This window comes from Streptomyces albicerus, from assembly GCF_008905045.1.
GTDB lineage: Bacteria > Actinomycetota > Actinomycetes > Streptomycetales > Streptomycetaceae > Streptomyces > Streptomyces albicerus.
The window spans coordinates 1-26,799 of record NZ_VWMY01000111.1 but is presented as its reverse complement, the minus strand read 5'-3'; the positions used below and the strand labels follow the sequence as shown (position 1 = coordinate 26,799).

Sequence of the window (26,799 nt, the reverse complement as noted above, 5' to 3'; positions counted from 1 at the left end):
GCAAGTGGGGGCTGAGGGTCAACCGGGTGGAGATCAAGGCCATCGACCCCCCGCAGTCCATCAAGGACGCGATGCAGAAGCAGATGCGGGCCGAGCGGGACAAGCGGGCCGCGATTCTCGGGGCCGAGGGGCAGCGCCAGTCGCAGATTCTCACCGCCGAAGGCGACAAGCAGGCCGCTGTCCTGCGCGCGGAGGGCAACCGTACCGCTGCGATCCTCCAGGCCGAGGGCCGGTCCCGGGCCATCGACGAGGTGTTCCAGGCCGTGCATCGCAACGACCCCGACCCCAAGCTGCTCGCCTACGAGTACCTGCAGATGCTGCCCCAACTCGCGCAAGGCTCGGGCAGCACTTTCTGGGTGATCCCCAGCGAGGTCACCTCCGCGCTCCAGGGCGTGTCCCGCGCCTTCAGCGAGGTGCTGCCGCAGTCGCCGGCCACCCGTGAGAAGCCCTCGGACGACACGGCCGCCCAAGCTGCCGACGACACAGCTCAGGCCGCGGAAGCCGCTGCCGCGGCCCTCGCCGACGCGGCCAAGGCCGATCGCGTCACCTCTGACCCCCTCCCGTCCAACCCCCCACGCTAACCAGGGGTGACAATCGCCGATCCATAACGTCATCGGCCGACGTGGGGCGTGATCGCCTGGAGGCCGGGGATGCCGGGCCGCTCACCGTCGAACCGTGTTCGTTGCCGCTCCAGGAGCGAGGCGACTGCAACGATGGGGGCGGCGGTGGAGTCGGCGACCTGCGCGAAGCCTTCGCTCGGCAGGATGCGGTCAGGTGAACGCAGGGCTGTGCCCGGGCCGTCGACACCGGGGGTGCGCCCTCCAGGGGTATGTGTACATACGGGTGCGAGCGGCCGAGTCCCGACGCCAGAGCAAGCCACCCCACCGGTCGGCCCGGGAAAGGTCAGGATCCCTCGGGCCAGCCGAGCAGCTGCGCCCCGAGGACAGCGACCTGCAGCGTGAAGCTCTGCTGCGGGTCGTGCACCGAGTACCCGGTCAGTTCCTCGACCCGGTCGAGGCGGTAGGTCACGGTCCGCACCCCGACGTGCAGTTCGCGCGCCGCTGCGGTCGCCACCCGGTCCGCCGCGTAGTACGCCGCCAGCGTGTGCAGCAGTGTCCCAGGGCCGGTGCGTGCCTTCCTTATCGGCTCCAGGACGACCTCGACGAGGTCGGCGAGCGCGCTCCTGTCCCGGATCAGCACCTGGTAGACGAGGAGGTCGGACGCCCGGTGCACCTGACCGGGCAGTTGCAGGCGTTGGCCGATGTGGAGTGCTTGCCGGGCCTGCTCGAAGGAGCGGACGGCACCGCCGGGCCCGCGCTGCGGGCGTCCGATGCCGAGCCGCCAGGCGCCGTCGGGCCGCAGGCTCTCCATGACGCGCGTGACGAACTCCTCCACGGTGCCGCGCACGTCGGGCACGAGGCACACCAGCAGACCGTCCCTGGTCGTCACGAGCACGTCCCTGCTCGCGGGGCCGAGGCCGACGATGGACTCCACCTGGCGGGTCATCGGGCCACCGTCGACGAACGGCTGCGGGCCCGCCGCCACGATCACCGCATAGCTGCCGGCGAGCCGCAGGCCGTACCGTTCGGCACGGCCCACCAGGGTCTCCACATTGCGCCCGTCGAGGAGGTCGTCGACGAACTCACGCCGGAACGACTCCTCCTGGCGCAGTGACCAGCGCTGGGCCTCTTCGTACCCTTCTGCCACCGCCGTGATCGTCGCGTCGGCGGCGCGGAAGACCGCTTCGCCGATCCGGCGCAGCGCATCCGTGCCCGTGGCCTCCCGGACACCGGGCAACGTGGGCCAGGCCAGCCACGTCGCGCTCAGGTAGAGGTCGACGACACCACGCATGGGCACGTTCCGCTCGGCTGCCTGGGCGCCGATGTCGCGTCGGCGGCGGAGTTCGTCTGGGCAGAGCCGTCCTCCCGCGCTGACCTTCGCGAGCACGGTCAGGTACCCCTCCAGGAGATCCGCCGGCACGCCGCGCGCCTCATCGCTCGCCCGTCCGGCGAGGTCCGCCATTCCGGGCGGCTCCGCACCGGTGGAGTCCGACGGTGTCCCCGGTGTCATGGCGAGCTCGGTCTCCTTCTCATGTGGTGGCACACCGGACAGCTTGCTATGTCACGCGTGGAACCACTATCGGATGTCCGGAGGGAGAGCGGTGCTTGCGGCGTGGCGACGCGCTTCTTGCCGGTCGTCGGCAAAGAATGCGGGCAGGTGATTGACCGCGCCGGACGTTGGCCATGTCCACGAAGTACCAGATAATCATGGTAATCGAGTTGCCCGTGCCGATGTTTCGATGACGGGAGACACTCATGCATGCCGCCGATGTCATCGAGATGTTGCCGACCGCGCTCCCGGATGACGACGTCCTGTCCGCCGTACAGATGGTCGCCCGGCACGGTCTTCCCGGCCTCGTCGTCGCCGACGAGCGAGGCGAAGTGGTCGGCTGCATGTCGTCAGTCGACCTGCTCCGGGTGGCACTGCCCCAATATTTCCTGGACGACCCCGGCCTCACCAGCGTCATCGATGAGCGGCATGCCGACCGGATAGCCGCGGCGCTGGTCGGCACCCGCGTCCGCGACGTGCTCACCTGGGGGCCACCCCGGATCCCGAGTGTCGGGCCGCAGGCGACAGCCGTCGAACTCGCCGCGCTGATGGTACGGCGGAAGTGCCCGTTCGCCCTGGTCGAACGGGAGGGAGGCGGGATCCTCGGGATCGTCACCGCCAACCGGCTGCTCGGGCTGCTCGCCACCGCCGCCGAGGGCGCGTCCTGATGACCAGGCACGTGTACCCCGGGTGGTGGCCGTTGCGTCAGCTCACCAACGGCCCTCTCCGCCGGTGCACACCGGCGGTTCTGGATCTCCCACCCCCTGGGGAGTACGGCCTGCCGCACGTCGGCGTCCGGTCCGCGACGGTCCGGGCGCCCGGGCCCTGCGTGGCCGACCGGGCCACCGAACGGCATATGGCTGCCGGGCCCACCCACCAGGTCACCGTCCTCGGCACCCGGCCGGCCGGCCGGTGCGACCGCGAGGGAGCCGTGTGAGCCTGCTCGACCGCGACTCCACCCGCGCCGCGAGCGCACAGCAGCACCCTCGGCGCAAGACCACCCTGCGATTCCTTCGGACCGCTCCTTTTCCCGTCGTGTTCTGGCTGCTGCTCTCCGGGCACTTCGATCCGCTGCTGCTGGCGCTCGGCGCGGTTTCGGTCGCCGTGGTCTGCTGGCTCACGCGACGGGCCGGACTCGACCACCAGAGCGTGACGCTGTCTTTCGCTTTGCGCCTGCCGCGGTACTTCCTGTGGCTGAGCGGTCAGGTTCTCGTCTCGACGTACACGGTGGTGCGGAAGGTCTGGTCGCCGCGGCCGGCCCTGCGGCCCGTCGTGGAGTCGACTCCGGCGGCACACCTGCCGGAGCTGTCGCAGGTGGTCTACGCGAACTCGATCACGCTGACCCCGGGCACGCTGTCGCTGGACGTCGAGGCGGACCACATCGAGGTACACAGCCTGGAACGGTCCGGTGTCCACGAGCTCCGCGAGGGACGCATGCTGAGCCGGGTGCGGCAGACGGAGGCCCGACGATGATCTTCGCCGTCATGGCGGCGCTGCTGGTCACCATGGTGCTCACGCTACTGCGCGCGTTCCTGGGCCCCGGCCTCTACAACCGCATCCTCGCGATCAACACGTTCGGCACCAAGACCGTGCTGTTCGTCGCGGTGGCCGGCTTCCTCTTCGGCCGTCCCGAATTTCTCGACATCGGGATCCTCTACGCGCTGGTCAACTTCGTCGCGACCGTCGCGGTGCTGCGCCTGACCCACTATCGGGAACTGGTGAGCGAGGCGGAGGGGGGCGAACGAGGGTGAGCGTCATCGAGGTACTCAGCGGTGTGCTGCTGGCCGCCGGTGCCCTGGCCGTGCTCACCGGTGGGGTGGGCATGCTGCGCTTCCCGGACTTCTACACCCGTATCCACGCCGCCGGCATCACCGACTCCGCCGGTGCCGGGCTGATCCTGCTGGGCCTGCTGCTGCGGGTGGACTCGTGGGACACCGCGGTCCGCCTGCTGATCATTCTGCTGTTCCTGGCCCTGACCGGTCCGACCGCGACGCACATCCTGGCGCACGCCGCGCGACGGGACGGCGTACCCATGTGGCGGGAGGGTGACCGGCGCCAGTGACGACGACGTTCACCCTGATCAACGTATCGCTGCTCGCCATCCTCACGGCGACCGCGGTGACCATCACACGGCTGCGCGCGCTCTACGAGGCCACGATGCTGGCGGCGTTGTTCAGCCTGGTCACCGCGTGCCTCTTCGTCCTCCTCGACGCCGTGGACGTGGCGTTCACCGAAGCCGCGGTCGGCGTCGGCATCAGCACGGTGCTGCTCCTCGGCGTGCTCGCGCTGACCCGCTCCTCGGAGTCCGTCACACCCCGTCGGCGGCGCCTGCCCGGCGCGATCGCCGTGCTGCTGGTCGGCGGCACGCTCGGCTACGCCAGCCTCGACCTGCCCGAGTTCGGCAGCGCCGACAGTCCCGTGCAACGCCATCCCGTCACGGAGGTGTATCTCCACCAGTCCCAGGAGGACATCGGCATCCCCAACACCGTCACCTCGGTGCTGGCCAGTTACCGAGGGCTCGACACGCTGGGCGAGTTGGTCGTCGTTTTCACCGCGGGCCTCGCCGTACTGTCGCTGCTCGGCCCGCTGGCGCGGCCGGAGCGTACCCGGCCGACCGCGGACTTCCATCTCGCCGACTACCGCGTCATCCGGGTCGTCAGCGGCGCGCTCATGCCGTTCATCCTGCTGTTCGCGCTCTACGTGCTCTTCCACGGCGACTACGGCCCCGGCGGCGGCTTCCAGGCCGGCGTGATCTTCGCATCCGGCTTCGTGCTCTACGGTCTGGTGTTCGGACTGGACCGGGCGCAGCGCGTGGTACCGCGTGCCGCGCTGTGGTTGCTGGTCTCGCTCGGGCTGCTGCTCTACATCGGGCTCGGCGTGACCACCATGCTGCTCGGCGGCTCCTTCCTGGACTACGACGTCCTCGCGAGCGACCCCGACACCGGGCAGCATCTCGGGATCCTGGTGGTCGAGACAGCCATCGGCATCACCGTCGCGTCGGTCATGACGACGATCTTCTTCGGCTTCGCGGGCCGGGGGGTGGCACGGTGATCGCCTCCCACTACGTCTACTGGACGTTCTTCGCCCTGATGCTGATCGGGCTCTACGTCGTCATCAGCCACGGCAACCTGCTGAAGAAGCTGATCGGCCTCAGTCTCTTCCAGGTCGGGGTCTTCCTCTTCTACATCGGCCTCGGCAAGCAGGACGGGGGTAGCGCGCCGATCATCTCGGACGACGTCGAGACCTACTCCCACCCGCTGCCGCAGGTGCTGATCCTCACCGCCATCGTGGTCGGCGTCGCCACCCTCGCCGTGGGACTGGCCCTGGCCGTCCGCATCTTCGAGGCGTACGGCACCGTCGAGGAGGACGAGGTACTCGAACGCGACAGTACCGAACGCCTCGCCGAGCGCGACCGTGAGCGCGCCGCCGAGCACGACGGCGGCGGCTCATGACGGGTCAGCTGCCGGTGCTTCAGGTGGCGGTCCCTCTGCTCTGCGCGCCGCTGTGTGTGCTGCTGCGCTCACGGTTCGTGGCGTGGCTGCTGTTCCTCGCCGCCTCCCTGACCTCCCTGACCTGTGCCGTCTGGCTGGCCGAGCGCGTGGACCGGACCGGGGCGCTGCGGTATGCGATGGGCGACTGGCAGGCGCCGTACGGCATCGAGTTCGTGGTGAACGGCTTCAACACCCCGGTGCTGCTGCTGGTGTCGCTGAGCGCCGTGGTCGCCGCGGTCTACAGCCGTCGCAGTGTTGCGGCCGAGCTCGACGACAGGCGCGTCCCGCTGCTGTATGCGTGCCTGTGTCTCGCCCTGGCCGGGTTGCTGGGCCTGTCGATCACCGGGGACGTGTTCAACGCGTTCGTGTTCCTCGAGATCAGCTCTCTCTCGACCTACACGATGATCGCCATGGGGCGTCGCCGGCAGGCGCTGCTGGCCAGTTTCCGCTACCTGGTGATCGGCACCATCGGCGCGACGTTTCTGCTGATCGGCATCGGCCTGGCCTACGCGGTCACCGGCACCCTGAATATGGCCGACCTGGCGCAGCGGCTGACCGGCAGCCACGACAACCGCGCACTGCAGGCAGCCGTGGTCTTCGTCTTCGTCGGCCTCGCGGTCAAGATGGCCGTCTTCCCGCTGCACGCCTGGCTGCCGGCGGCCTATGGGGAGGCGCCGTCCGCAGTGAGCACGTTCGTCGCCGCGACGGGAACCAAGGTCGCGATCTACGTGTTCTGCCGGTTCGCGTTCACTGTCTTCGGCGCGTCGCTGGTGTTCGGGGCCATGCCCGTCGACCGGATCGGCCTGCTCCTGGCCTGTCTGGGGATCCTGGCGGGCTCCGCCGCCGCGTGCTTCCAGGACGACCTCCGGTACGTGCTGGCCTGGTCCAGCGTCGCGCAGGTCGGCTACATCGTGGCCGGAGTCAGCCTCGCCACCACGGCCGGAGTCTCCGGCGCGTATCTGCACATGATCATGCATTCGGTGACCAAGGCCGCGCTGTTCGCGATCGCGGGGGTGCTGTTGCTGCGGCTCGGCTCGGTTCGGCTGGCGGACCTGGCCGGGCTCGGACGCCGGATGCCCTGGACGTTCGCCGCTTTCGTGGTGGCCGGCCTCGGCCTGGTCGGGGTGCCGCCGACCGCGGGATTCGCCAGCAAGTGGGCGCTGGTCACAGCGCTGGTCGAGCGGGACCAGTGGCCCGTGCTCGTGGCCATGCTGGCTGGCTCGCTGCTCGCCCTGGTCTACGTCGGGCGCGTCATCGAGGTCGCCTGGTTCCGCGAACCACCCGACGGGGCCGACCCGCTGCGCCCACCGGCGTCGATGGTGGCGGCCATCTGGTTCCTCGTCCTGCTGTCGCTCTACTTCGGGATCGACGCCTCCCTGCCGGCCCACCTCGCCGACGCCGCGGCCGCGGCGCTGCTCGGAAAGGGGGGTGGCTGAGCTGACCGCCGCCTGGACCTCCCCCGACAGGGCCGCCGCCCTTCCGGCCGCGGTGGCCCTTCCCTTGCTGGCCTGCGGTGCCGTACTGCTCCTGCGGCACCGGTCGATCGCCCGTGAGGCCGCTTCGGTGGCCTTCGGCCTGGCGCTGGCGGGCGTGGTGCTCGCCCTGTGGCCCGTGGCCGACCGCGGGTTGCGCTTCGAGCTGTGGACGTGGCTGCCCGGCCTGCCACTGGAGTTCGCGCTCGAACCGCTGGGCCTGTTGTTCGCCTCGGTCGCCGCCGTGCTCTGGCCAGTCACCACCGTCTACGCCGCCGGCTACCTGCGCGCCGCGCGGGAGCCCGCCCTGGACAGGTTCTTCGCCTTCTTCGCGCTGACCATCGCGTCCGCGATGTGGATCGCGCTGTCGGCCAACCTGGTCACCCTGCTCATCGGCTACGAGCTGATGACCCTGGCGACCTGGCCCCTGGTCGCGCACCACGGCGACGCACAGGCCCGGCGCGGAGCACGCACCTACGTGGTGGTACTGCTGGCCACCTCCATCGGACTGCTGCTGCCCGCGATCGTCTGGACCTGGGCCCTCGCCGACACCACCGACTTCCGCCCCGACGGCATCCTGGCCGGCCAGGCCGGATCCGGGGTGCTCACCCTGCTCTTCGCGCTCTACCTGTTCGGCATCGGCAAGGCGGCGCTGATGCCGGTGCACCGCTGGCTGCCCGCGGCCATGGTGGCCCCCGCCCCGGTGTCTGCGCTGCTGCACGCGGTGGCCGTGGTCAAGGCCGGGGTCTTCACGGTCCTCAAGGTCACCGTGTACGTGTTCGGCCTGGACACCTTGCGCGAGACCGGTGCTGCGGAGCCGATGACGTGGGTGGCGGCGTTCACGCTGATCGCCGCCGCGATCGTGGCGATACGGTCGGACGACCTCAAGCGTCGGCTGGCCTACTCGACGGTCAGCCAGCTCGCCTACATCGTGCTGGCCGCGACACTGGCCCACCAGGTCGCCGCCGCGGGAGGCGCCCTGCACATGGTCACCCACGCGGTCGGCAAGATCACCCTGTTCCTGTGCGCGGGCGCGATCGCCGTCACGGCCGGGAAGACCCGCGTCAGCGAGCTCGACGGGCTCGGCCGTGCGATGCCGTGGACGTTCGCCGCGTTCCTGACGGCCTCGGTCTCGATCATCGGTCTGCCTCCGACCGGCGGTACCTGGAGCAAGTGGCTGATGCTCCTCGGCTCGGCCGAGGCGGACCAGGTCGTACCACTCGTGGTGCTGCTCGCCGGCTCGCTGCTCGCCGTGGCCTATCTGATGCCGATCGCGGTGCGCGCATTCCTGCGGCCGCCGGCCGACCTGCCGACGCACGGTGAGGCCCCGCTCGTGATGACCGGGCCGCTGACCCTGACCGCACTCGGCTGCGTCGCGCTGTTCTTCGGCGCCGACGCCGTGCTCGAACCACTGGCCGGGACCCTGGAGCTGCCGTGAGCGAGAACCGACACCGGCCCGACGACCACCGCCCGCTCGACGACCGCCGCTGGCTGGACGAGCCGCGCAACGTGACCCGCATCGTGTACGGCCTGGCCGTGCTGTGCGCGCTGGCACTGCTGGCCGACCTCTTCTACACCAAGCACCCCTACTTCTCCGTCGAACGATGGTCCGCGTTCTACGCCGTCTACGGCTTCGTGGGCAGCGTGACCCTGGTGCTCACGGCCAAGGGGCTGCGGCGGCTGCTGCGGCGTGACGAGGACTACTACGAGCCGCCGGAGCACGACCGGTACGAGTCGGCTGAACGGGACCGCGACGATGACTAGCCCCGCTCTGCTGCTGATGCTCGGCGCGGCCGGTGTGCCGTTGCTGCACGGTCGGCTGCGCAGCGTCCTGATGCTGCTGCTGCCGGTGGCGGGCCTGGTCATGCTGTGGCTGCTGCCCGAGGGCCCCGGCGTCACCTTCGCGCTCTTCGGCCTGGAGCTGACCCCCGTACGGATCGATGCCCTGTCCCGCCTGTTCGCCACCGGCTTCCTGCTCGCCGCGCTGCTGACCTCGATCTACGCTCTGCACCTGCGGGACCCCCTGCAGCAGGCGCTCATCCCGCTCTACGCCGGCACCGCGATCGGCGGCGCACTCGCCGGTGACTTGGTGACCCTGTTCGTGTGCTGGGAGCTCGCCGGCTTGTCCTCGGCCTTCCTGATCTGGGCAGGCCGCACCGAACGCAGCTACCGCGCGGGAATGCGCTACCTGGTCGCACAACTGATCTCAGGGCTGCTGATGCTGGCCGGAATCGCGCTGCGGGTCCAGGCCGGCGAGGGCATCGAGTTCGGCTACCTCGGCCTGAACGGCCCCGGTGATGCCCTGATCCTCCTCGCGGTGGGCATCAAGTGCGCCTTCCCGCTGCTGCACGCCTGGCTGACCGACACCTATCCGGAGGCAACCGTCGTCGGCGCGGTGGCACTGTCTCCGTTCACCACCAAGCTCGCGGTCTACGTACTGGCCCGCAGCTTCCCTGGCACCGACCTGCTGATCTGGGTCGGCGCCGCCATGACGGTCTTCCCGATCTTCTACGCCGTGATCGAGAACGACCTGCGCCGGGTGCTCGCCTACAGCATGATCAACCAGCTGGGCTTCATGGTCGCGGGCGTCGGCGTCGGCGGCGCTCTCGGGGTCAACGGCGCGAGCGCGCACGCCGTGGCGGACATGGTGTTCAAGAGCCTGCTGTTCATGGCCATGGGCGCGGTGCTGCTGCGCACGGGCACCACCAAGGGCTCCGAACTCGGCGGCCTCTACAAGTCCATGCCCCAGACGGCGGCCCTGTGCATGGTCGGCGCGGCATCCATCTCCGCCTTCCCACTGTTCTCCGCGTTCGCCACCAAATCGATGATCATGGAGGCGGTCGGGCAGGAACAGCTGACCGTGGTCTGGCTGCTGCTCCTCTTCGCCTCGGCCGGCGTGTTCCACCACGCCGGCATCAAGATCCCGTACTTCGCCTTCTTCGCCCACGACCGAGGCCACCGGGTGGCCGAGGCCCCGCTCAACATGCGCGTGGCCATGACGCTGGCCGCGCTGATCTGCGTCGGCATCGGCGTGGCGCCGAACCTGCTGTACGAGCTGCTCCCACACCCAGTGGACTACGTGCCCTACACGACCGCACACGTGATCAACCAGCTGCAGCTGCTCCTGCTCGCCTCGATGGCCTTCACGCTGCTGGTCCGCACCGGCCTCTATCCACCGGAGCTCCGCTCGGTCAACCTCGACGCCGATGTGGTCTACCGCCGGGTGCTGCCGCACACCTGGCACGCGCTGTCCCGCGCCGTCCCCCGGCTGCGCCGAACCCTGGGCCCACCACTACGCCACCGTGGCGCGAACCTGTGGAGCGCGACCACCCGCCCTTTGCGTCCGGAGGCAAAGCTCGCGACGCCGTGGCCGACCCATTTGATGGTCTGGTGGGCCGTCTTCTTGCTGGGGACCGTGCTCTTGCTGGCGCTGCTGTAGCGGGCCCGCGCCTGCGGCCCCTTCCAGCCGGCCTCATACCGAAGAGATTATTGAGTGGTTTCTGTGGCCAAACGCGTTTCGACGACGGTGTTGAGCTTCTCGCGTTGGTCCTCGTCCGCGAGGGCGATCAGTCGGGTCTCGACATGCTTCGGCAGATCCTTGACGCCGAGCTCGACGCCGGACTTGTGCGAGTGGTCGATGAAGGTCAGCAGCGCCTTCGCCCCGGACAGGTCGATGTAGTTCACGTGCTTCAGGTTCAGCGACAGGTTCGGCTGGTCGTTGCGCAGGGTGGTGAAGACGCGGTCGACGGACAGGAACGACAGCGGTCCCTCGATGCTGTAGGCGCCGCTGCCGTCGTGCACGATCGAGGCTTTGTGCCGGCGTGACTGTACGGCGTGAACGATGAGCGCCAGGCTGACGCCGATGGCGACCGCCACGGTCAGGTCGACAAGGACGGTGACGATCATCGTTGCGAACATCACGACGACGTCACCCCGCGGAGAGACATGCGCTTTGCGCAGGGCCTCCCAGTCGAACATGCCGACCGCGGTCAGGATCAGGATCCCCGACAGCACCGCGAGCGGAATGTACTGCACGACGGCCCCGAGGCCGACCACGAGAACGAGCAGGATGACGCTGTGCGTGGCCGCGGACAGGGCGGTGCGGCCGCCGCTTCTGACATTGACCACGGACCTGACGGTCGCACCGGCGCTGGCCAGGCCGCCGAACAGTCCGCTGACGGCGTTGCCGATGCCCTGGCCGATCAGTTCGTCGTTGCTGCGGTGCCGGTTGCCGGTGATGTTGTCCATGACGACCGAGGTCAGCAGTGAATCGATGGAGCCCAGCAGCGCGATGCTGAGCGCGGGAAGGACGAGTGTGAGGATCAGCGACCCGCTGAACTCGGGGACGGTGATCGAGGGAATCGACTCGGGGATCTGGCCGATGTAGTCGATCGCCGTGTTGAGCGACACCGGCCCGACGCGCACGTCCCGCAGCAGCGAGTCCGCGAACCGCAGGACCACGGTCATGATCACGAGCGCGATCAGGCTCGCCGGAATCGACTTGACCACTCGTGTGGACACGAGCATGAGCACAATCGTTCCTGCTGCCACCAGGAAACTCTTCTGCACCTGGTCCAGTTCGCCCAGGATGATGATCAGCGCGATCCCGCCCATGAAACCCGACACCACCGGGTGGGGTATGTAACGGATGAGCGATCCGAGCCTGCACAGCCCGAACAGGATCTGGAACGCACCGGCCATGATGAACGCGAGGAACGCGCCCTCGAGTCCATGCGCGGCGATGACACCGGTGGCGACGACAGTGATGGGTCCCGTGGGGCCGGTCACCTGGCCGGGTGTTCCGCCGAACAGCGCCGCGAAGAACCCGGCGAAGATCGCGCCGTACAGTCCGACGAGCGCGCCCTCCGAGGTGCCGGTCGCGGTGATACCGAAGGCTATGGCCAGCGGCAACGCCACGATCGCCACAGTCAGGCCGGAAAGAACCTCTTTCGTGACGCGCTGGAACATCAGCCCCCACTTCGGTCGACAGCATGCTGAACTGGGCCCATAGCGGGGCCACGCTGCCGACCAGGCTTCCCGGCACTCCGTGGGTAAAGATGTCATATGGATCGCGTCAAGGAAAGACCAAAGATCGCCGTCTGGGATTGGCTGACGTGCCACCAGCAACCGGTGCCGACGCCGGCTGAGGAGCTTCGTCACGCGATCAGCGGCCACCGAGAACGGGCACCTGGACCGCGACGGCCACTCGGTCACGGTTCAGACGGGCATGGCATCAGCCGCCGTCGAACTCCTCGTCAACGGCAAAGTGGTCGCCTCCCAGGAGAAGCGCGGCAAGGGCGTCACAGTGCTGGCCGCGGAGCTGCCCGGCGACCCGCCGCAGCCCTTCACCGTCCGCATCGACCAGTCCAAGGCGGCGGGGGATGTGCCCGTCTGCGTCATGGAAACCGGCGGCACCCGCACCCCTGTGCCCTACGCGCCGCTTGCCCCCGTACAAGCGCCGTCCCCGACCGCCGGCACTCCGGTACCTTCCCTGCGGTGGCTGCGCAGACTCGTACGCCGACCTTTGCGGCACATGCGCCTGCGCCGCCGTTAAGCGCCCGATGGCCGAGGAGCTCACTGGCCCTCCGTGCCGCGGAGCCCGTGGCGCCGGACGATCCGGGAGATGTCACGCACGGTGATGATGCCCACCAGGTGCTGGCCGTCGGTGACGAGGATGCGGATGCCGCTGCCCGGTCGGAGCTTTTCGAGGACGTCTTCCAGGAGGTCGTCCGGCGCGCAGGTGGTGCACTGCGACAGCGGGGTCGCCACGTCGCGCACGCGCACTGACTGCCGCTGCGCAGCGGGGATCCGCGCGAGCCGCGGAAGATGCAGCAGGCCGCTGGGGCGTCCTTCGAAGTCGATCAGGGCGAGCGTCGAGTGGTGGGTCCGCAGGACCACATCCTCGATGCAACGTTCCACGGTGAGCCAATCCGGGCAGGTCTCCACGGGACTCGCCATGGCATCGGCCGCTTTCACTCCGCGCAGGGCCGGGGCCAGTCCGGCGCGGCGGCGTTCGGCGCTGGCGACGACCACGAGGAAGAAGCCGATGACCGCCAGCCACAGACCACCGAAGGCGCCGCGCAGGATGGAGATCCATCCGGCGGCGATCAGCAGGATGCCCAGGATCTGTCCACCGCGTGCGGCTGCTCGTTCAGCCCGATCCCGGTCTCCGGTACGCCACCAGACCAGCGCCTGCACCAGCCGTCCTCCGTCGAGCGGCGCGGCCGGCAGCAGGTTGAACACGCCCAGGACGACGTTCACCCACCCGAGCCACACCAGGACGGCTGCGGGCACCGCCCAACCGGACGCCGCGTCCAGCCCGAGGCCCGCCCCGAACGCCGCCGCACCGACGGTCAGGCTGGTCAGCGGCCCGCTCACGGCCACCAGGAAGACCGCGTGTGCGGCCCCCGGCTTGCCCATCTCAGTCATCCCGCCCAACGCCCAGAGCGTGATGCTCCGGACCGGTATGCCCTTCCTCCGGGCCGTGACCGCGTGGGCGGCCTCATGAGCCAGCAGGCTCCCCAGAAGCAACAGGGCCCCGGCCAGACCGGCGACCGTGTAGGTGGCGTCCGACTGGTCCGGAACCCATGGGGGGAGTGTCTGGCTGCCCAGGCCGTATCCGAAGAGCGCCACGACTAGGGGCGCGGTCCAGTGGATGCGCAGTGGTACCCCGAGGAGTTGTCCCATCCGTACCGAGCCGTTCATCACGCATTCCTGCGGACCGAAGCCATCGGTTCTGAGCCCGAGCCGACGCGCCTGCGGGGCGGTGCTGTCCGAGACCGGGGGCCACGGCGCTGGGTATGGACGGATACGGCCGGATTGGGGCCGTTCGGTGGTCCGTGGTTGTCGTCGGCGGGAGGCGGCTTGGTGAACATCGCCGTGAGGATCATGCCCGCCAGGGCAAGGATGAGGAGTGCCGTAATTGCCTTGCGGCGCAAGCCTTGTCGTCCCCCGCCGCCATCGTCGTCGGCGGCGCCGTCGTTACGGCCAGCGTCGTGCTGATCGTCGGGGAACTGGTGGTTCAGCGCGTCCATCCGCGAGGCCAGCTCAGGGTCGTCCCGGGCGAGGCGTCGCTCGATCTCTGCGAGGATGCGCCGGTCGTCCATCGAGGGGTTCATACCGATCACCTGTGTCAGGGGGCTGGGACTGCCTGCCGAGCGAGCTCGCCCGCTCGGCGGGGTCTTGTCTAGGCGGTGCGGGGAGTGCCCTGGACTGCGTCGGAGGGCCGGAGCATGTCGATGAGGCGCAGCACCTCCATGGGCAGGGGGAAGATGAGGGTGGAGTTCCGCTCGCTGGAGATCTCGGCCATGGTCGACAGGATGCGCAGGTGCATGGCGGCGGGGTGCCCCTCGAGCCGTTCCGCGGCATCCGCCAGCGTCTGGGCGGCCTCGAACTCGCCCTTGGCGTGGATGACCTTGGCCCGCCGGTCGCGTTCGGACTCGGCCTGGCGGGCCATGGCGCGCCGCATGGCCTCGGGCAGTTCGACGTCCTTGACCTCGACCAGGGTGACCTTGACTCCCCACGGATTGGTGACGTCGTCGATGATCCGCTGGAGCCGCTGGTTGATCTCGTCCCGGTTGATCAGCAGCTCGTCCAGGTCGATCTGGCCGAGAATGCTGCGCAGCGTCGTCTGGGCGATCTGTGAGGTTCCTTTGATGTGGTCCTCGATGGTCAGGACGGAACGGTTGGGGTCGACGACGTTGAAGTAGGTGACCGCGTTGACCCGTACGGTGACGTTGTCCTTGGTGATGACGTCCTGCGGCGGGATGTCCATCGTGATGGTGCGCAAGGAGACACGGATCATGCGATCCACCACGGGAATGATGACGAACAGCCCCGGCCCCTTGGCTCCGATGATCCGGCCGAGACGGAAGATCACCCCGCGCTCGTACTCGGGCACGATCTTCACGGAGGCCATCAGAAGCAGAAGCAGGACCGCTGCGCCGATGACGATGCCGACCAGTGCTGAGTTCATGGTCCGTCCTCCTGTTCGGTGCCCCGGCCCTCTGAGGGCTCGGCGCGTTCGACGATCAGTTCCAAGCCCTCGTGGTCCACTACGCGGACGTGCTGACCTTCGGTGACCGCGCTATCGCGGCCGCGGACGGTCCACCACGCCCCGTCGAGCAGTACCTGACCGGTGTCGCCCTCGGTGCGCCGTACGACCACCTTGCTACCCACAAGCGCCTGGTCCCCGGTCGCCGTCAGCGCCCTCCGGGCACGCCAGGCCAGCCGTCCGGCGAGCAGCGAGCCGCCTCCCACCACCAGGGCGGTCGGCCACAACACGGCAGGATCCACACCGAGTTCACCGCGGAAGAGCAGCACACCCGCGAACAGCAGGGACACGGTTCCCCCCGCGGCGAAGACCCCGATCCCTGGGGTGAGGACTTCCGCGACGAACAGGGCGGCGGCCAGTACGAGGAGGAGGAGCCCGCCGACGTTGAAGGGCAGCACGCTGAGCGCGATGAACCCGAGGACGAGCAGGATGACGCCGATGACCCCGGCGAAGCCCATGCCGGGGCTGGCCAGCTCGTAGATCACGGCCAGCGTGCCGATCGACAGGAAGAGGTAGGCCAGCTCCGGGCTCGCCAGCAGCTGCCGCAGCTCGCCGAGGAAGCCGAGTTCGTGTTCCACGACCTGCGCGCCCGCCGTGCGCAGAACGACCTCGTGCTCCGCGCCCTGGGGACCGACCATGACGCGACGGCCGTCCAACTCGGCGAGCAGCGCATCACGGGATGGTGCCACCAGGTCGACGGCCTTGATCCGCAGGGCTTCCCGGTCGGACACCGCCGTACCGTCGCGGACCATGTTCCGGGCGAAGCCAGTGCTTCGCCCTCGCTGCTCGGCGAGCGAGACCGCGAAGGCGACCGCGTCGTTGACCACCTTCTCGCTCGCCTCCTCGCCCTGCCCGGTCACCGGCGTGCCGGCCCCGATGTGGGTGCCGGGCGCCATGGCGGCGACGTGTGCGGACAGCGTGATGTAGGCGCCTGCCGACGCCGCACGGGCCCCGGAGGGGGTGACGTGGACGATGACCGGAACGTCGGAGGCCAGGATGTCTTTGACGATCTCCCTGGTCGATTGCAGCAACCCGCCCGGGGTGTCCATCTCCACCAGGAACGCGACGTGCCGCTCCCGTTCCGCGGTGCGCAGCCCTTCCTCGAGGTGATCGGCGACGACCGGCGTGATGGTGCCGTCGATCCGCGTCGCGAGCACGGTCGGTGTCTGCGCCGCGCTCACGGCGGGGGCGGCGAGCAGACAGCCCAGCGTCACCAGGAGGACCTGGGCGACCCTCCGGGCCGGTGAGCGGAGGCGGCTTCGGGGCACGGCGCAGACCCCCTGTTCGCGTGGGTCTTCAGCAGGCGTCTTATCTCAGGTCTCCAGCGGGCGTTTTACGGACTACCCCTGCGAATCGGCCGGATGCCTGCCGAGGGCGGACAAAGACGGCCGTCTCGCACCCGCAGACTTTGCCGCCCTCCGGCAAATTGGCTTCATGCCAATGGAAAGGCGCCCCCAGGATCCGCAGCCGACGGCGGATATGGGCCGCCACCTGGAGCAGCTCGCCGAGATCTCCGTCAGTGGACGGCGCCTGCCCGTGGAGGACCTTGAGGGTCTGCGGCAGCTCGCGGCCGCCGCGGCCGGTCGTGGCACGGCCTTGCGGTTCCTGCTGGCCGAGTACCTTGCCTCGGCCGGCCGTGTCTGGGCGGATCTCCCCGATGTCCCTCAGGCTCAGGAGGCCCAAGAACTGAAGGCGGTGGCTTCCACCCTGATCAGGGCGATCGGCGATGCGACCGTGGCACTGACCGAGGGCTACGAAACCGCTCACCGTGCATGAGGAGTGCCTCCCGAACGGCCGGGTTCCGGTCGACGACGCGTTTGCGGCCAGCGCCGGGCCGGCGGATACGTCCCAACGGAGCCTGGCCGGAGTCGAGTTCCCGCACTCCGACAGACACAGTGGCCTCGCGGACACCGGCGGCACGGGCGACGGCTCTGATCCCGCCGTGGCCGAGGGACTGGGCCTCCGCCCCTATCAGCAGGCGACACTGCCGCTCGTCGAGGTGCGGCAGAATCGCCTCGAACTTGGCTGCCAGCACAGCCCTTTGCCCTTCCAACCCGCTCATGCCAGACCCTTAAGAATCAGCAGTGGTTCGGGAGGACCAGGCACGGCTGATACCAAACTGCTGGACAATGACAACGGTCCGGGAGGACCGGGCATGGCTGATGCCAGGCTGTCGTTGTTGTGGCTTTCGTTGAATGGCCACCTGGTCCTCCGGGACGCTCTGTGTTGCTGATTGAGATCTGCGGTCATCGCTGGTTAAGGGCCTGCTGCGGAGTGTTCTACGGACCAACGAAAGGCTGGTCAGCAAGGAACGGAGCCGCAGCAGTGAACACCCGGCACGAACACTTATGGGTCGGCATCGACGTCGGCAAAGGCCACCCCTGGGCGGTTGCGATCAACTCGGCTGGTGAGGCCGTCTTCTCCCGGAAGATCCCCAACGACGAGACAGAGATTCTCAAACTCATCGCCACCGCCTGCGAAGCCGCAGACCAGGTGCAGTGGGCCGTTGACCTGCGCGGCAAGACCGCGACGCTGCTACTGGTTCTACTCGCCGGACACGGCCAGCACATCACCTACGTCCCGGGCCGGAGCGTGAGCCGGGCCGCTGAGGGCTACCGCGGCGAGGGCAAGACCGACGCGAAGGACGCCCTGATCATCGCGGACATGGCCCGCGTCCGCCGGGACTTCACCGCCATCAGGATCCCGCCCGAACAGGTTTGCACCCTCCGCCTGTTGCCGCCCACCGGCGCGACCTGATCGCGGACCGCGTTCGGCTGGTCAACCGGATGCGCGACCTGCTGTGCGGCATCAGTCCCGCCCTGGAGAAAGCCTTCGACTACGCCCGCTCCAGGGGCGCGATCATCTTGCTGACGCACTACCAGACCCCGGCCGCTCTCCGCCGCACCGGACTCAAGCGCCTGGCCACCTGGCTTCAGCGGCGGAAGGTCCGCAACGCCCAGCGGCTGGCGGAGAAGGCCGTGGAGGCAGCCGAACAGCAGCACACCGCCCTGCCGGGTGAGGCCCGCGCCGCAGTCCTCCTGGGAGAACTGGCCCACCAACTGCTCGCACTCGACGAGCGGATCGCGGCTAACGACAAGGAGATCCGGGACTTGTTCCGCACGGACGAGCGCGCGGAGATCATCGAGTCGCCGCCCGGCATGGGCCCCATCCTCGGCGCCGAGTTCGTCGCCATCGCCGGGGACCTCTCGTCCTATCGAGACGCCGGCCGGCTGGCCGCGCACGCTGGCCTGGCCCCGGTTCCACGCGACTCAGGCCGCCGGACCGGCAACCTGCACAGGCCCAAACGCTACGACCGACGCCTGCGCTGGGTCTTCTACCTCTCCGCTCAGAGCGCCATGATGTATCCCGGCCCGTCCAGGGACTTCTACCTGCGCAAACGGGCCGAGGGCCTGCGCCACGTCCAAGCTGTCCTCGCTCTCGCACGTCGCCGCGTCGACGTGCTCTGGGCAATGCTCCGCGACCGCCGCCCCTACGTACTCGCCCTACCGTCCGCCCCTGCAAGCGGCTGACTCCACCGCGTCCTCTGGGGCTTGACAGGTCATTGAGATTCAACGAACCACCGAATGGAAAGCCACGAGTTAAAGATCTGCACGCCCTAAGTGGCCGTGGAATATCTCCAGTCAGGGGTGACATGAAGGGGCGGGTGCCTGCAGCGGGTACTGCGGGGCTGGTGGTCGGCGAGGTCGGTGGGGCTGGCGGTCAGGTCGGCGGTCGTGGGCGCAGGACGCCGTCGGAGTCGTAGCGCTGCCACAGTTCGGTGACGCGGGTGCTTCGACGACCCCTACGACGTTCTCGACCGTGTCGATGTCGAACGCCGGGGAACACAGGTTGACCTGTGCGTTTTCCACGAGGGGTTCATGACACATGCGACTGTCCGCCTCCCCGGCGGCGTGGAACTCTCGATGTCATGCCGTCTTGAGGGGAGGCTCGATGGACGAGCGCTACGAGGTCTGCTGCCTCGCCGATCGCGTGTTCTATGAGACGTCAGACCGCTTGTCCGCCGACCTCGGCGGCGAGGGCACCTCTGCCTGTTCAAGACGGCACAGTAGCCAGTCCCCGAAGGCTGGTGCGGCTCCGTCTCCGGGGACTGGCTCCATTTCACGCAGGCCGACGAGCACGGCGTGCTGCGCCTGGGACGTCCGCGTCAGGGCTGGAAGATCCATGTCTCAGCCTGCCTCGACAACGCAGAGAAGACCGCTGCCAAGGTGTGGGACTGCTGCGTACCGCGCCCGTATCCCTTTCAAGTTCGTGCCCAACGCCCGACTGCTGTTTCTGCGCAACTCCAAGTACGCCGCCCGCGGCTACAGCGGCAAGTTCGCCACCCTCTGCCCGGCGGATGAGACCGAGCTCCGCCGGATCCTGGAGGAGTTGGACCACCTACTGGGCGGCGAACCCGGACCGTACATCCTCAGCGATCTGCGCTGGAACGAAGGTCCGCTGTATGTGCGCTACGGCGGCTCCGCCTCGCGCCACCGCGTCGACGAGTACGGCGCCCTCGTCCCCGACCGCCGGGGCCCCGCCTTCCAGCCACTCGAGTGGGTGACGCTCCCGGAGTTCCTGCTCCCGCACCTCGACGCGCGGAACGCCGCCACCCCCAACGACCTGCCGTCCTGCGGGACATCGCGGCGTCCGGTGCTCAGCCCCGGGTGAAGGCGGACGCCGCCGCTCGTAGTCGACGCGCAGCTGCGGGCGGCCCGCTCCCTGGGGCGCTGGGGTACGTCACCGGGATCTGGCCATCTGCCCGTCGTTCTCCTGCTGGCGACGGCCTCCTGGCTGCTCGGCCACGGCGTCACCCCGGGCGCCCTCGGCTGCCTCACCCAGTCCCTCGGCACCACCGCTGCCCGCCTAGCGGTCGTCCTACGCCACCCGACGGCACGGACGTGACGGCACCGAGACCAGGGCTCGCCCGGTCGACGCGGCTTTTGGCCGCCGCCCTCCCCGCGGCCGACGAGCAGAGGATGCCGCGGCGGCCCCGCCCGCAGTCTCACTGCGCGGCCTGGGTCTCGACCTCGGCCCGGGCGGGCACCTCGCGGTGGCCGGGCCCAGCGGGATCGGGAAGTCCCCACCGGAGGCGCTGATCGCGGGGGTGCTGGTGCCGGACCAGGGCGAGGTGCGGTTGTGGGGCGATGCCGTGCGCGGGCGACCGCCGGGAGTTGGCGGTCCTGCGCGTGCTCGTGCCCCAGGAAGCGTACGTGTTCACGGGGATCGTGCGTGAGAACGTCACGTATCTGTGTCGCGAGCCACCCCCCGACACCGCGGTCCTCGCCTCGTGCGCCGCCGTCGGGGCGGACGGGCTCGTCGGGAGGCTGGGCGGTCCGGACGGGCACGTCGATCCCGGATCTCTGTCCGCCGGGCAACGGCAGCTGCTGGCACGGACCCATCTCGCTCCGACGCCCCTCGTACTGTGCGACGAGGCGACCTGCCATCTCGATCCCGCGGCCGAAGCCCGCGCGGTACACGCCTTCGCCCAGCGCGGACGAGAGCGGCCCGGGTGCCCTGATCGTCGTTGCGCACCGCATCAGCTCGGCGCGCCGCGCCGACCGCATCGTGGTGATGGACGGCACGCACACCGACTGGGTACACACTGCTCGCGCGGTCTCCGCTCTACCGCGACCTCGCGGGGAGTCGGGATGCCCCTCACGCTGCCCGCGCGCTGTAGCCCGGAATGCAGCAACGGACGCGCGTGTGCCCCCGGAGGGCGGGTCGTGCCGCATTCCACTGCTGTTCAGTGAAACATTCTGAATTCAAGGAGTTTGAGTCGGCGCCAGAGGTTGACGAACAAAGATTACCTGTTCGTGCGCTGGCTAATTTGGCAAGGCCTTAATAAAGAGGTTCCCAAAACACCCCACTGTTTAATGTGCACAAACAGGGTCGAGGTTAGAATATGCCAAGAGTCACATTCTCCCGTTGGTGCAATGTGCCAAGTGTTGCCCGGGATACTGATTGAGTGACCTGGTTCTGAACGCGCTGAATCGAGTATGGCATGGTCTGGCATGCTTCGTGATATTCCGGCCACCGGCGGCAGCTCGGCCAAATTGTGCCCCTCACCTGCTTGGATGGAGAGGAACTCGGACCATGATCCGTGTCCTGTTCGTGCATCATGAACAGCTCGTGCGTGCCGCGTTGATCGGCCTTCTGCACCGCGACTCTGAACTGTCCACTACCGGAATCCCGTGGCAGGACGCGACACGCGTCGCCCGGACGCTGCGCCCGCACGTGTGCATCGCGGACGCGGACGGCGCGGGGCCCGCGGACCCGGTGACCATTGCCGAGTTATCCGGGCTGCGCACCAGCAGCGGGGGCGCGCTGCTGGTGTTGTGCAGCGCGCACCGCCCCGGGGCTCTGCACCGTGCCGTCAAAGCCTGCGCGCTGGGCTTTGTGGACAAGGACAGCTCACCAGCCGCCTTGCAACACGCAGTGCACCAAGTGGCCGCCGGCCAACGCTATGTGGATCCGACTCTGAGTTTCGGCTTCCTTCTTGCCGCCCGCAATCCATACACCGAGCGGGAGTTGAGTGTGCTCTCCTTGGCGGCCCATGGCGCCTCGAATCTCGAGATCGCCGAGGAGCTCCACCTGGCCCCCGGCACGGTACGCAACTATTTCATCGCGATCACCCGCAAGACTGGCGCCCGCCACCGCATGGACGCCATCCACTACTCGCAGACCGCCGGATGGGTCTAGCGGCCCGCGGCATCAGCCCGTTGCGCCGGGGTTTGTTGTACAGGCTGTCCCAGGGGTGATCGACGGTTCGCCCGATGTGGGTGAGCCTTCGTCCGGGGAACGGTGTCCGAGGCGCGCGGCTGACTGTGCTCAAGGCCCAGCAGTCGCGCCGCGTTGCCCCGCAGTCAGTCGTGAGTGACCGCCGGGCCGAGCTCGAGGTCGGCCACCTCCTGTATGAGCGTGCGGACGGGGACGGAACGGACCCAGGCCGCCGTGTCGAACATGACTTTGCGGCGCAGTGTGCCGCGGCCGTACAGCAAGAGCGGCTCCCGCCCCGATCCGGGCCTGGCCATCCAGCTCGGGCGGTGGCGACTGCTACCGGGAATTCGTCAGGCTGTTGGGCGTCTGGGAGATGGTGCCCGGTCACCGGGAACCGTCCGTCTGGGCCGAGTTGCGCCGGCTCTTCGCCGGCACCTTCCGCACGCGCACGCAGCGGGAGTGGTGCGAGGTGTTCGACGGCACTCGGGCGCGGGTCAGCCCGATGCCGCCGCCGCATCGTTCCTGACCGCTGCGGAGAACGGGCGAGCACACCGAAATCCACGGGTCCGCTGGGTCGGGGCGGTTCTCCAAGTTCCCCACTGGAGAACCGCTCCGCCGGTCTTTTCGCGGCGGCCGTCCGCGACCTTCATCGGGACAGCACCGGCTCGCTGTGGAAGAGTTCTCTGCGATTCCGGATGCCGACCTTGTGCAGAATATTGCTGACATGATTCTTGACGGNCGGGACAGCACCGGCTCGCTGTGGAAGAGTTCTCTGCGATTCCGGATGCCGACCTTGTGCAGAATATTGCTGACATGATTCTTGACGGTCTGTCCGGCCAGCGTCAGGTCCCGCGCAATCTCCGCATTCGTATAACGCCGAAGGAGCAGCGCCAGAATCTGCTCCTCGCGTTCGGTCAGCGGAGTGAGCGGGGAAAGCGTCCGGCGCACCGGTTCCCCGTGCCGATTGGCCTCGCCGAAGAGCCAGACACGCTGGCCTCGCGCCGTCTGCCGGATGGCATCGACCAACTCCGTGACCGCGGTGCTCTTGTGGACGAAGCTGTCGGCTCCCGAGGTCAGCGCGGCGGCGACCTCACTGGAGGAGCTGGAGGCCGAGAACACCATGACGCGCGGCCGCAGGGAGAGCCCGTGCACGTGCCGGCACAGGGTGGCTCCCGAATGCGCGCCGGTGAGCTGCAGTTCGGTGACGATGACGCTGGGCCGCTTCGGCTGCAGTTCGGCGAGAGCCTGCTCTGCCGTGGCCGCCGAGCTGACGACGGGCATACGGAGGTGGGATTCGATCAGAGTGCTGAGTGCCAGGCGCATGGAGGGGTGACTGTCTACGATCATTACACCCATCTTGAATTCCCCTTTGGCCGTGCATGGTCAGGCCAGGTTTGCGTTTTGTTTCCGGCCGACGGTCTCGGTCGGTCTCGGTATCGAGAGGATATCCACGCGCTTCTCGACTGCCGACGGTCACCGAGTCTTCTCGGCAATGTCGGCGGGTGCGGCGGAAGTTGCTGAATCCGGGACTGTTTTCCTGTTGCCGGGAGATGAAGATGCAGGTGGCACCGGTTCCCGCGCGGGGCGTGACCGGAGTGCGGGGGCGAAAGGGAATCATCCGGTGTGTGGCCTGACTCACGGACGGCCGGGTGGGGGATGCGCGCCTGCCCTACCCGGCGGTAGCTTCTGACTGGCATTGTCCGCTAATGCCGGTTGTCGAAAGCAGGGCGCTCCGCCGGGGATATGCCGGATGTATTGTCCGGTTTCCAGCTGTAACCCGGGGTCAAGTGGCCCGGGCCGGGAAGCTGTTGGGTCAGGTCTNCGCCGGGGATATGCCGGATGTATTGTCCGGTTTCCAGCTGTAACCCGGGGTCAAGTGGCCCGGGCCGGGAAGCTGTTGGGTCAGGTCTTCGCCGTGAGGCCGGTCGGGCCTGCTCGGTTCCTGATCACCGCAGGCCGCGGCAGGTCGCCGCGGGTAACCTGGTGAGCGACATCGCGGCCGACATCCGGAGGTCGGAATCCATGGCAGAGGCCGTCGCCGAGCTGCGCGCGGACGCGCACACCGACTGGCGCGTGTACGGCCCGCTCGAGCTGCCTCCCATTCTCGGGCACGCGCTCGACGCCTTCGTGGACCGCGGCTATCACGCCACCACCGTGCGCGAGCTGGCCCGCCGCGTCGGTGTCACCGTCCCGGCGTTGTACTACCACTACGCCAACAAGCAGGCGATCCTCGTCGAGTTGCTGCTCGGCTCGCTGGGCTCCGTGCTGGGGCGCTGCCGTACGGCCGTCGAGGAGGCCGGCGCCGACCCGGTCGACCGCTTCTCGGCGCTGGTCGAGTGCATCGTGCTGTACATGACGCACCGGGCTCCGCTCGCCTTTCTCGACGCCGAGATGCGAAGCCTGGAGCCGGACAACCGGGCGCGCTACATCGCCCTGCGGGACGAACTCGAGGGGCTGCTGCGCGAGACGGTGCTCGACGGGGCCGAGAGCGGCGTGTTCACCGTCCCGGTGCCGGTGGAGGCGAGCCGCGCGGTGCTGGCGATGTGTCAGGCGGTGGCCCAGTGGTACCGCCCCGACGGCCCGCTGACGCCGCCGGAGATCGCCGACCGGTATGTCGTGATCGCCCTGACCGCCGTGGGGCACCGCCCGCGGACCGCACGGCCGGCGTCCTCCTGAGAGCCTGTGTCACATCCCCGGTCGGGCGCGCGACGCCTGGCACGCACGCTCGCCGCGTTGCCGAAACGCCCTAGTAGCTCCGCTACGAGGGCGCTCCGGCGCCTTGCGATCGCACGCACCAGACGCCGCGCGCTGATCCGACCGGGGATGTGACACAGGCTCTGAGCCCGACGATCAGCGGGCGCTCATCCGGATGGCGCCGTCGATGCGGATCGTCTCCCCGTTGAGCATCGGGTTGGCCACGATGTGGGACACCAGTCGGGCGTACTCCTCGGGGCGGCCGAGCCGGCTCGGGTGCGGGACCTGGACGCCGAGCGAGTCCCGCGCCTCCTGGGAGAGCCCGGCCAGCAGCGGGGTCTCGAACAGGCCCGGCGCGATGGTGTTGACGCGGATCAGGTGCTGGGCCAGGTCGCGCGCGATGGGCAGGGTCATCCCGACCACACCGGCCTTGGACGCGGAGTAGGCGGCCTGGCCGATCTGTCCCTCGTACGCCGCGACGGAGGCGGTGCTGACGATGACGCCGCGCTCCTCGCCCACCGGCTCGGCCGTGGCGATGATGCGCTCGGCGGCGAGCCGGATCACGTTGAAGGTGCCGATCAGGTTCACCTCCACGGTCCGCCGGAACTTACCGTAGGGGAACGGCCCTTGCTTGCCGACCACGCGGAAAACGTCCGTGCCGACCCCCGCGCAGTTGACGACGATCCGGAGCGTGCCGAGTTCGGTGGCCGCGTCGAGGGCGGCGGCGATCTCGGCCTCGTCCGTGACATCGGCCGGCACGAACACGGCGTTGCCGCCGAGTTCCGCCGCGACCGCCTTGCCGTCCGACGACGGCAGGTCGACGACGACGGCCTCGGCGCCGTCCGCCGTCAGCCGCCGCACGGTGGCGAGGCCGAGGCCGGAGGCCCCGCCCGTGACGAGGGCTACGTCGCCGTGGGTGATGTCCATGGGGGTGGGGTCCTCTCGATGGGGATGTCGTGCCGATGGGATGTCGTGGGGGCGTGTCCTGGTGGGTCAGAGCCGCTCGATGAGCGTCGCGTTGGCCATACCGCCGCCCTCGCACATCGTCTGCAGGCCGTAGCGGCCGCCNGTGTCCTGGTGGGTCAGAGCCGCTCGATGAGCGTCGCGTTGGCCATACCGCCGCCCTCGCACATCGTCTGCAGGCCGTAGCGGCCGCCGGTCGCTTCGAGGTGGTTGACCAGCGTGGTCAGCAGCCGGGTGCCGGAGGCGCCGAGCGGATGGCCCAGGGCGATGGCGCCGCCGCGGGGGTTGAGGCGGTGCGGGTCGGCGTCGAACTCCCGCTGCCAGATGAGCGGTACGGGCGCGAAGGCCTCGTTGACCTCGTACGTGTCGATGGCGTCGATCGACAGTCCGGAGCGGGCGAGGAGCCGGTGGGTGGCGGGGACGACGCCGGTGAGGACGAGCAGCGGATCGCTGCCGGTGACGGCGAAGGAGTGGAAGCGGGCTCGGGGCCGAAGTCCCAGTGCGACGGCACGCTGCTCGCTCATGATGAGCGCCGCCGACGCCCCGTCGGTCAGGGGCGAGGAGTTGCCGGGCGTGATCGACCAGTCGATCTCCGGGAAACGCGCGGCGATCGCCGGGTCGGTGAAGGACGGGTCGAGTCCGGCAAGGCCCTCGAGGGTGGTCGACGGGCGGACGGTCTCGTCCACGGCGTGGCCGCCGACCGGAACGATCTCGTCGTCGAAGCCGCCGGCCGCCGCGGTGACCGCGGCCCGCCGGTGCGAGCGGGCCGAGAACGCGTCCAGCTCCGGGCGGCCCAGCTTCCAGCGGGCGGCGATGAGTTCGGCGCCGATGCCCTGGCCGACCAGACCTTGCGGATAGCGGGCGGCCAGCGGCGCGTGGGGGTCCTTGCCCTGCGTGCTGCTGAACATCGGCACCCGGCTCATCGACTCCACACCGCACGCGACGGCGATGTCGTACGCGCCCGCGAGCACGCCCTGCGCCGCGAAGTGCGCGGCCTGCTGGCTCGATCCGCACTGCCGGTCGACCGTGGTGGCCGGCACCGAGTCCGGGATCCCGGCGGCCAGGAGTGCGGTCCGCCCGATGTTCAGGGCCTGCTCGCCGGACTGCGAGACACAGCCGGTGATCACGTCGTCGATGGTGGCGGGGTCGATGTCGTTGCGGTCGAGCAGCGCCCGCAGCACGGTGGCCAGCAGCTCGGCCGGGTGGACTCCGGAGAGCGCGCCACCGGGTTTGCCCTTGCCGGAGGCGGTGCGCACGACGTCGACGATGACGGCATCGTTCATGGAACCCTCCCAGG

Annotated in this window: 28 protein-coding genes and 2 pseudogenes; 20 read left to right on the top strand and 10 right to left on the bottom strand. The window is 69.1% G+C overall.

Annotation, left to right across the window (positions count from 1 at the left end):
- The coding region (locus tag GAS53_RS50740; protein ID WP_151483973.1) for an SPFH domain-containing protein at nt 1-581 on the top strand (581 nt) is incomplete at its 5' end.
- A gap of 322 nt (nt 582-903) precedes the next feature.
- Here GAS53_RS50740 and GAS53_RS50735 read toward each other — a convergent pair.
- Complete coding sequence (locus GAS53_RS50735; RefSeq protein ID WP_151484615.1) at nt 904-2,070, bottom strand: PucR family transcriptional regulator; 1,167 nt, start codon at nt 2,068-2,070, stop codon at nt 904-906.
- A gap of 245 nt (nt 2,071-2,315) precedes the next feature.
- On the opposite strand from GAS53_RS50735, the gene GAS53_RS50730 reads away from it, so the two are divergent.
- Genes GAS53_RS50730 through GAS53_RS50685 form a run of 11 tightly spaced genes read left to right on the top strand, consistent with a single transcriptional unit; the run spans nt 2,316 to nt 10,511 of the window.
- Nucleotides 2,316-2,777, top strand: coding sequence for a CBS domain-containing protein (locus GAS53_RS50730; RefSeq protein WP_151484614.1), 462 nt, complete (start codon nt 2,316-2,318; stop codon nt 2,775-2,777).
- Nucleotides 2,777-3,046 (top strand): hypothetical protein, encoded by a 270-nt coding sequence (locus GAS53_RS55800; RefSeq protein WP_192583664.1) that lies wholly within the window; start codon nt 2,777-2,779, stop codon nt 3,044-3,046. Before GAS53_RS50730 ends, GAS53_RS55800 begins: the two co-directional genes overlap by 1 nt.
- Nucleotides 3,043-3,582: a Na+/H+ antiporter subunit E gene (locus GAS53_RS50725; protein WP_192583663.1), complete on the top strand. Its 540-nt coding sequence runs from the start codon at nt 3,043-3,045 to the stop codon at nt 3,580-3,582. Before GAS53_RS55800 ends, GAS53_RS50725 begins: the two co-directional genes overlap by 4 nt.
- Nucleotides 3,579-3,860 carry a monovalent cation/H+ antiporter complex subunit F gene (locus GAS53_RS50720; RefSeq protein ID WP_151484612.1) on the top strand — a complete coding sequence of 94 codons (282 nt, stop codon included), beginning with the start codon at nt 3,579-3,581 and terminating at the stop codon, nt 3,858-3,860. The genes GAS53_RS50725 and GAS53_RS50720 overlap by 4 nt, the downstream gene beginning before the upstream one ends.
- Entirely contained in the window at nt 3,857-4,171 is a 315-nt protein-coding gene (gene mnhG, locus GAS53_RS50715) for a monovalent cation/H(+) antiporter subunit G (RefSeq protein WP_225859629.1), read from the top strand. The genes GAS53_RS50720 and mnhG overlap by 4 nt, the downstream gene beginning before the upstream one ends.
- Nucleotides 4,168-5,160, top strand: a complete 993-nt coding sequence (locus tag GAS53_RS50710; protein WP_225859628.1) for a DUF4040 domain-containing protein — start codon at nt 4,168-4,170, stop codon at nt 5,158-5,160. Before mnhG ends, GAS53_RS50710 begins: the two co-directional genes overlap by 4 nt.
- Complete coding sequence (locus tag GAS53_RS50705) at nt 5,157-5,561, top strand: cation:proton antiporter subunit C (protein WP_225859627.1); 405 nt, start codon at nt 5,157-5,159, stop codon at nt 5,559-5,561. The genes GAS53_RS50710 and GAS53_RS50705 overlap by 4 nt, the downstream gene beginning before the upstream one ends.
- Nucleotides 5,558-7,036, top strand: coding sequence for a monovalent cation/H+ antiporter subunit D family protein (locus tag GAS53_RS50700; RefSeq protein WP_151484611.1), 1,479 nt, complete (start codon nt 5,558-5,560; stop codon nt 7,034-7,036). Before GAS53_RS50705 ends, GAS53_RS50700 begins: the two co-directional genes overlap by 4 nt.
- Nucleotides 7,029-8,510 carry a proton-conducting transporter transmembrane domain-containing protein gene (locus tag GAS53_RS50695; RefSeq protein WP_225859626.1) on the top strand — a complete coding sequence of 494 codons (1,482 nt, stop codon included), beginning with the start codon at nt 7,029-7,031 and terminating at the stop codon, nt 8,508-8,510. The genes GAS53_RS50700 and GAS53_RS50695 overlap by 8 nt, the downstream gene beginning before the upstream one ends.
- Nucleotides 8,507-8,836 (top strand): hypothetical protein, encoded by a 330-nt coding sequence (locus GAS53_RS50690; protein ID WP_151484610.1) that lies wholly within the window; start codon nt 8,507-8,509, stop codon nt 8,834-8,836. Before GAS53_RS50695 ends, GAS53_RS50690 begins: the two co-directional genes overlap by 4 nt.
- Nucleotides 8,829-10,511, top strand: coding sequence for a Na(+)/H(+) antiporter subunit D (locus GAS53_RS50685; protein WP_151484609.1), 1,683 nt, complete (start codon nt 8,829-8,831; stop codon nt 10,509-10,511). Before GAS53_RS50690 ends, GAS53_RS50685 begins: the two co-directional genes overlap by 8 nt.
- 47 nt (nt 10,512-10,558) lie before the next feature.
- Here GAS53_RS50685 and GAS53_RS50680 read toward each other — a convergent pair whose 3' ends face one another.
- Nucleotides 10,559-12,232, bottom strand: coding sequence for a SulP family inorganic anion transporter (locus tag GAS53_RS50680; protein ID WP_225859625.1), 1,674 nt, complete (start codon nt 12,230-12,232; stop codon nt 10,559-10,561).
- Nucleotides 12,233-12,299: 67 nt separating this feature from the next.
- Here GAS53_RS50680 and GAS53_RS50675 point away from each other — a divergent pair, with 67 nt between their 5' ends.
- On the top strand, nt 12,300-12,626 hold the full coding sequence (locus GAS53_RS50675) for a hypothetical protein (protein ID WP_151484608.1): 327 nt from the start codon (nt 12,300-12,302) through the stop codon (nt 12,624-12,626).
- Between the two features lie 20 nt (nt 12,627-12,646).
- On the opposite strand, the gene GAS53_RS50670 is transcribed toward GAS53_RS50675, so the two are convergent.
- The 4 genes from GAS53_RS50670 to GAS53_RS50655 all read right to left on the bottom strand — a co-directional run bounded on the left by GAS53_RS50670 (nt 12,647) and on the right by GAS53_RS50655 (nt 16,393).
- Nucleotides 12,647-13,777, bottom strand: a complete 1,131-nt coding sequence (locus tag GAS53_RS50670; RefSeq protein ID WP_151484607.1) for a site-2 protease family protein — start codon at nt 13,775-13,777, stop codon at nt 12,647-12,649.
- Nucleotides 13,777-14,178 carry a DUF3040 domain-containing protein gene (locus GAS53_RS50665; RefSeq protein WP_192583662.1) on the bottom strand — a complete coding sequence of 134 codons (402 nt, stop codon included), beginning with the start codon at nt 14,176-14,178 and terminating at the stop codon, nt 13,777-13,779. Before GAS53_RS50665 ends, GAS53_RS50670 begins: the two co-directional genes overlap by 1 nt.
- 80 nt (nt 14,179-14,258) lie before the next feature.
- Complete coding sequence (locus GAS53_RS50660) at nt 14,259-15,047, bottom strand: slipin family protein (RefSeq protein ID WP_151484605.1); 789 nt, start codon at nt 15,045-15,047, stop codon at nt 14,259-14,261.
- The gene (locus GAS53_RS50655; protein ID WP_225859624.1) at nt 15,044-16,393 is read right to left on the bottom strand and encodes an NfeD family protein; all 1,350 of its coding nucleotides are present in this window, start codon (nt 16,391-16,393) and stop codon (nt 15,044-15,046) included. Before GAS53_RS50655 ends, GAS53_RS50660 begins: the two co-directional genes overlap by 4 nt.
- Nucleotides 16,394-16,559: 166 nt before the next feature.
- On the opposite strand from GAS53_RS50655, the gene GAS53_RS50650 reads away from it, so the two are divergent.
- The 6 genes and pseudogenes from GAS53_RS50650 (at nt 16,560) to GAS53_RS50625 (ending at nt 21,827) form a co-directional block, all read left to right on the top strand.
- Nucleotides 16,560-16,901 (top strand): hypothetical protein, encoded by a 342-nt coding sequence (locus GAS53_RS50650; protein WP_151484604.1) that lies wholly within the window; start codon nt 16,560-16,562, stop codon nt 16,899-16,901.
- Between the two features lie 549 nt (nt 16,902-17,450).
- Nucleotides 17,451-18,655, top strand: a pseudogene (locus tag GAS53_RS50640) (IS110 family transposase).
- 600 nt (nt 18,656-19,255) lie between these two features.
- A pseudogene (locus tag GAS53_RS58880) lies at nt 19,256-19,486 on the top strand (class III lanthionine synthetase LanKC N-terminal domain-containing protein); the annotation flags it as partial.
- The gene (locus tag GAS53_RS58680) at nt 19,395-19,796 is read left to right on the top strand and encodes a class III lanthionine synthetase LanKC N-terminal domain-containing protein (RefSeq protein WP_151484603.1); all 402 of its coding nucleotides are present in this window, start codon (nt 19,395-19,397) and stop codon (nt 19,794-19,796) included. The pseudogene GAS53_RS58880 and the gene GAS53_RS58680, both read left to right, overlap by 92 nt.
- 382 nt (nt 19,797-20,178) lie before the next feature.
- A complete protein-coding gene (locus tag GAS53_RS58675) occupies nt 20,179-20,361 on the top strand; it encodes a hypothetical protein (protein ID WP_404829435.1) in 183 nt (60 codons plus the stop codon).
- An 860-nt stretch (nt 20,362-21,221) separates the two neighbouring features.
- Nucleotides 21,222-21,827: a response regulator transcription factor gene (locus tag GAS53_RS50625; protein WP_192583661.1), complete on the top strand. Its 606-nt coding sequence runs from the start codon at nt 21,222-21,224 to the stop codon at nt 21,825-21,827.
- Nucleotides 21,828-21,991: 164 nt separating this feature from the next.
- Here GAS53_RS50625 and GAS53_RS57890 read toward each other — a convergent pair whose 3' ends face one another.
- Both GAS53_RS57890 and GAS53_RS50620 read right to left on the bottom strand, forming a co-directional pair.
- Nucleotides 21,992-22,126 carry a hypothetical protein gene (locus tag GAS53_RS57890; RefSeq protein ID WP_263974250.1) on the bottom strand — a complete coding sequence of 45 codons (135 nt, stop codon included), beginning with the start codon at nt 22,124-22,126 and terminating at the stop codon, nt 21,992-21,994.
- Between the two features lie 103 nt (nt 22,127-22,229).
- A complete protein-coding gene (locus GAS53_RS50620; protein ID WP_225859623.1) occupies nt 22,230-23,192 on the bottom strand; it encodes a response regulator in 963 nt (320 codons plus the stop codon).
- 675 nt (nt 23,193-23,867) lie between these two features.
- Between GAS53_RS50620 and GAS53_RS50615 the strand changes: the two genes are divergently transcribed.
- The gene (locus tag GAS53_RS50615) at nt 23,868-24,521 is read left to right on the top strand and encodes a TetR/AcrR family transcriptional regulator (RefSeq protein WP_151484600.1); all 654 of its coding nucleotides are present in this window, start codon (nt 23,868-23,870) and stop codon (nt 24,519-24,521) included.
- Nucleotides 24,522-24,695: 174 nt separating this feature from the next.
- On the opposite strand, the gene GAS53_RS50605 is transcribed toward GAS53_RS50615, so the two are convergent.
- On the bottom strand, nt 24,696-25,466 hold the full coding sequence (locus tag GAS53_RS50605) for an SDR family NAD(P)-dependent oxidoreductase (protein WP_151484599.1): 771 nt from the start codon (nt 25,464-25,466) through the stop codon (nt 24,696-24,698).
- 155 nt (nt 25,467-25,621) lie between these two features.
- Complete coding sequence (locus tag GAS53_RS50600; protein WP_151484598.1) at nt 25,622-26,785, bottom strand: thiolase family protein; 1,164 nt, start codon at nt 26,783-26,785, stop codon at nt 25,622-25,624.
- Nucleotides 26,786-26,799: the final 14 nt, after the last annotated feature.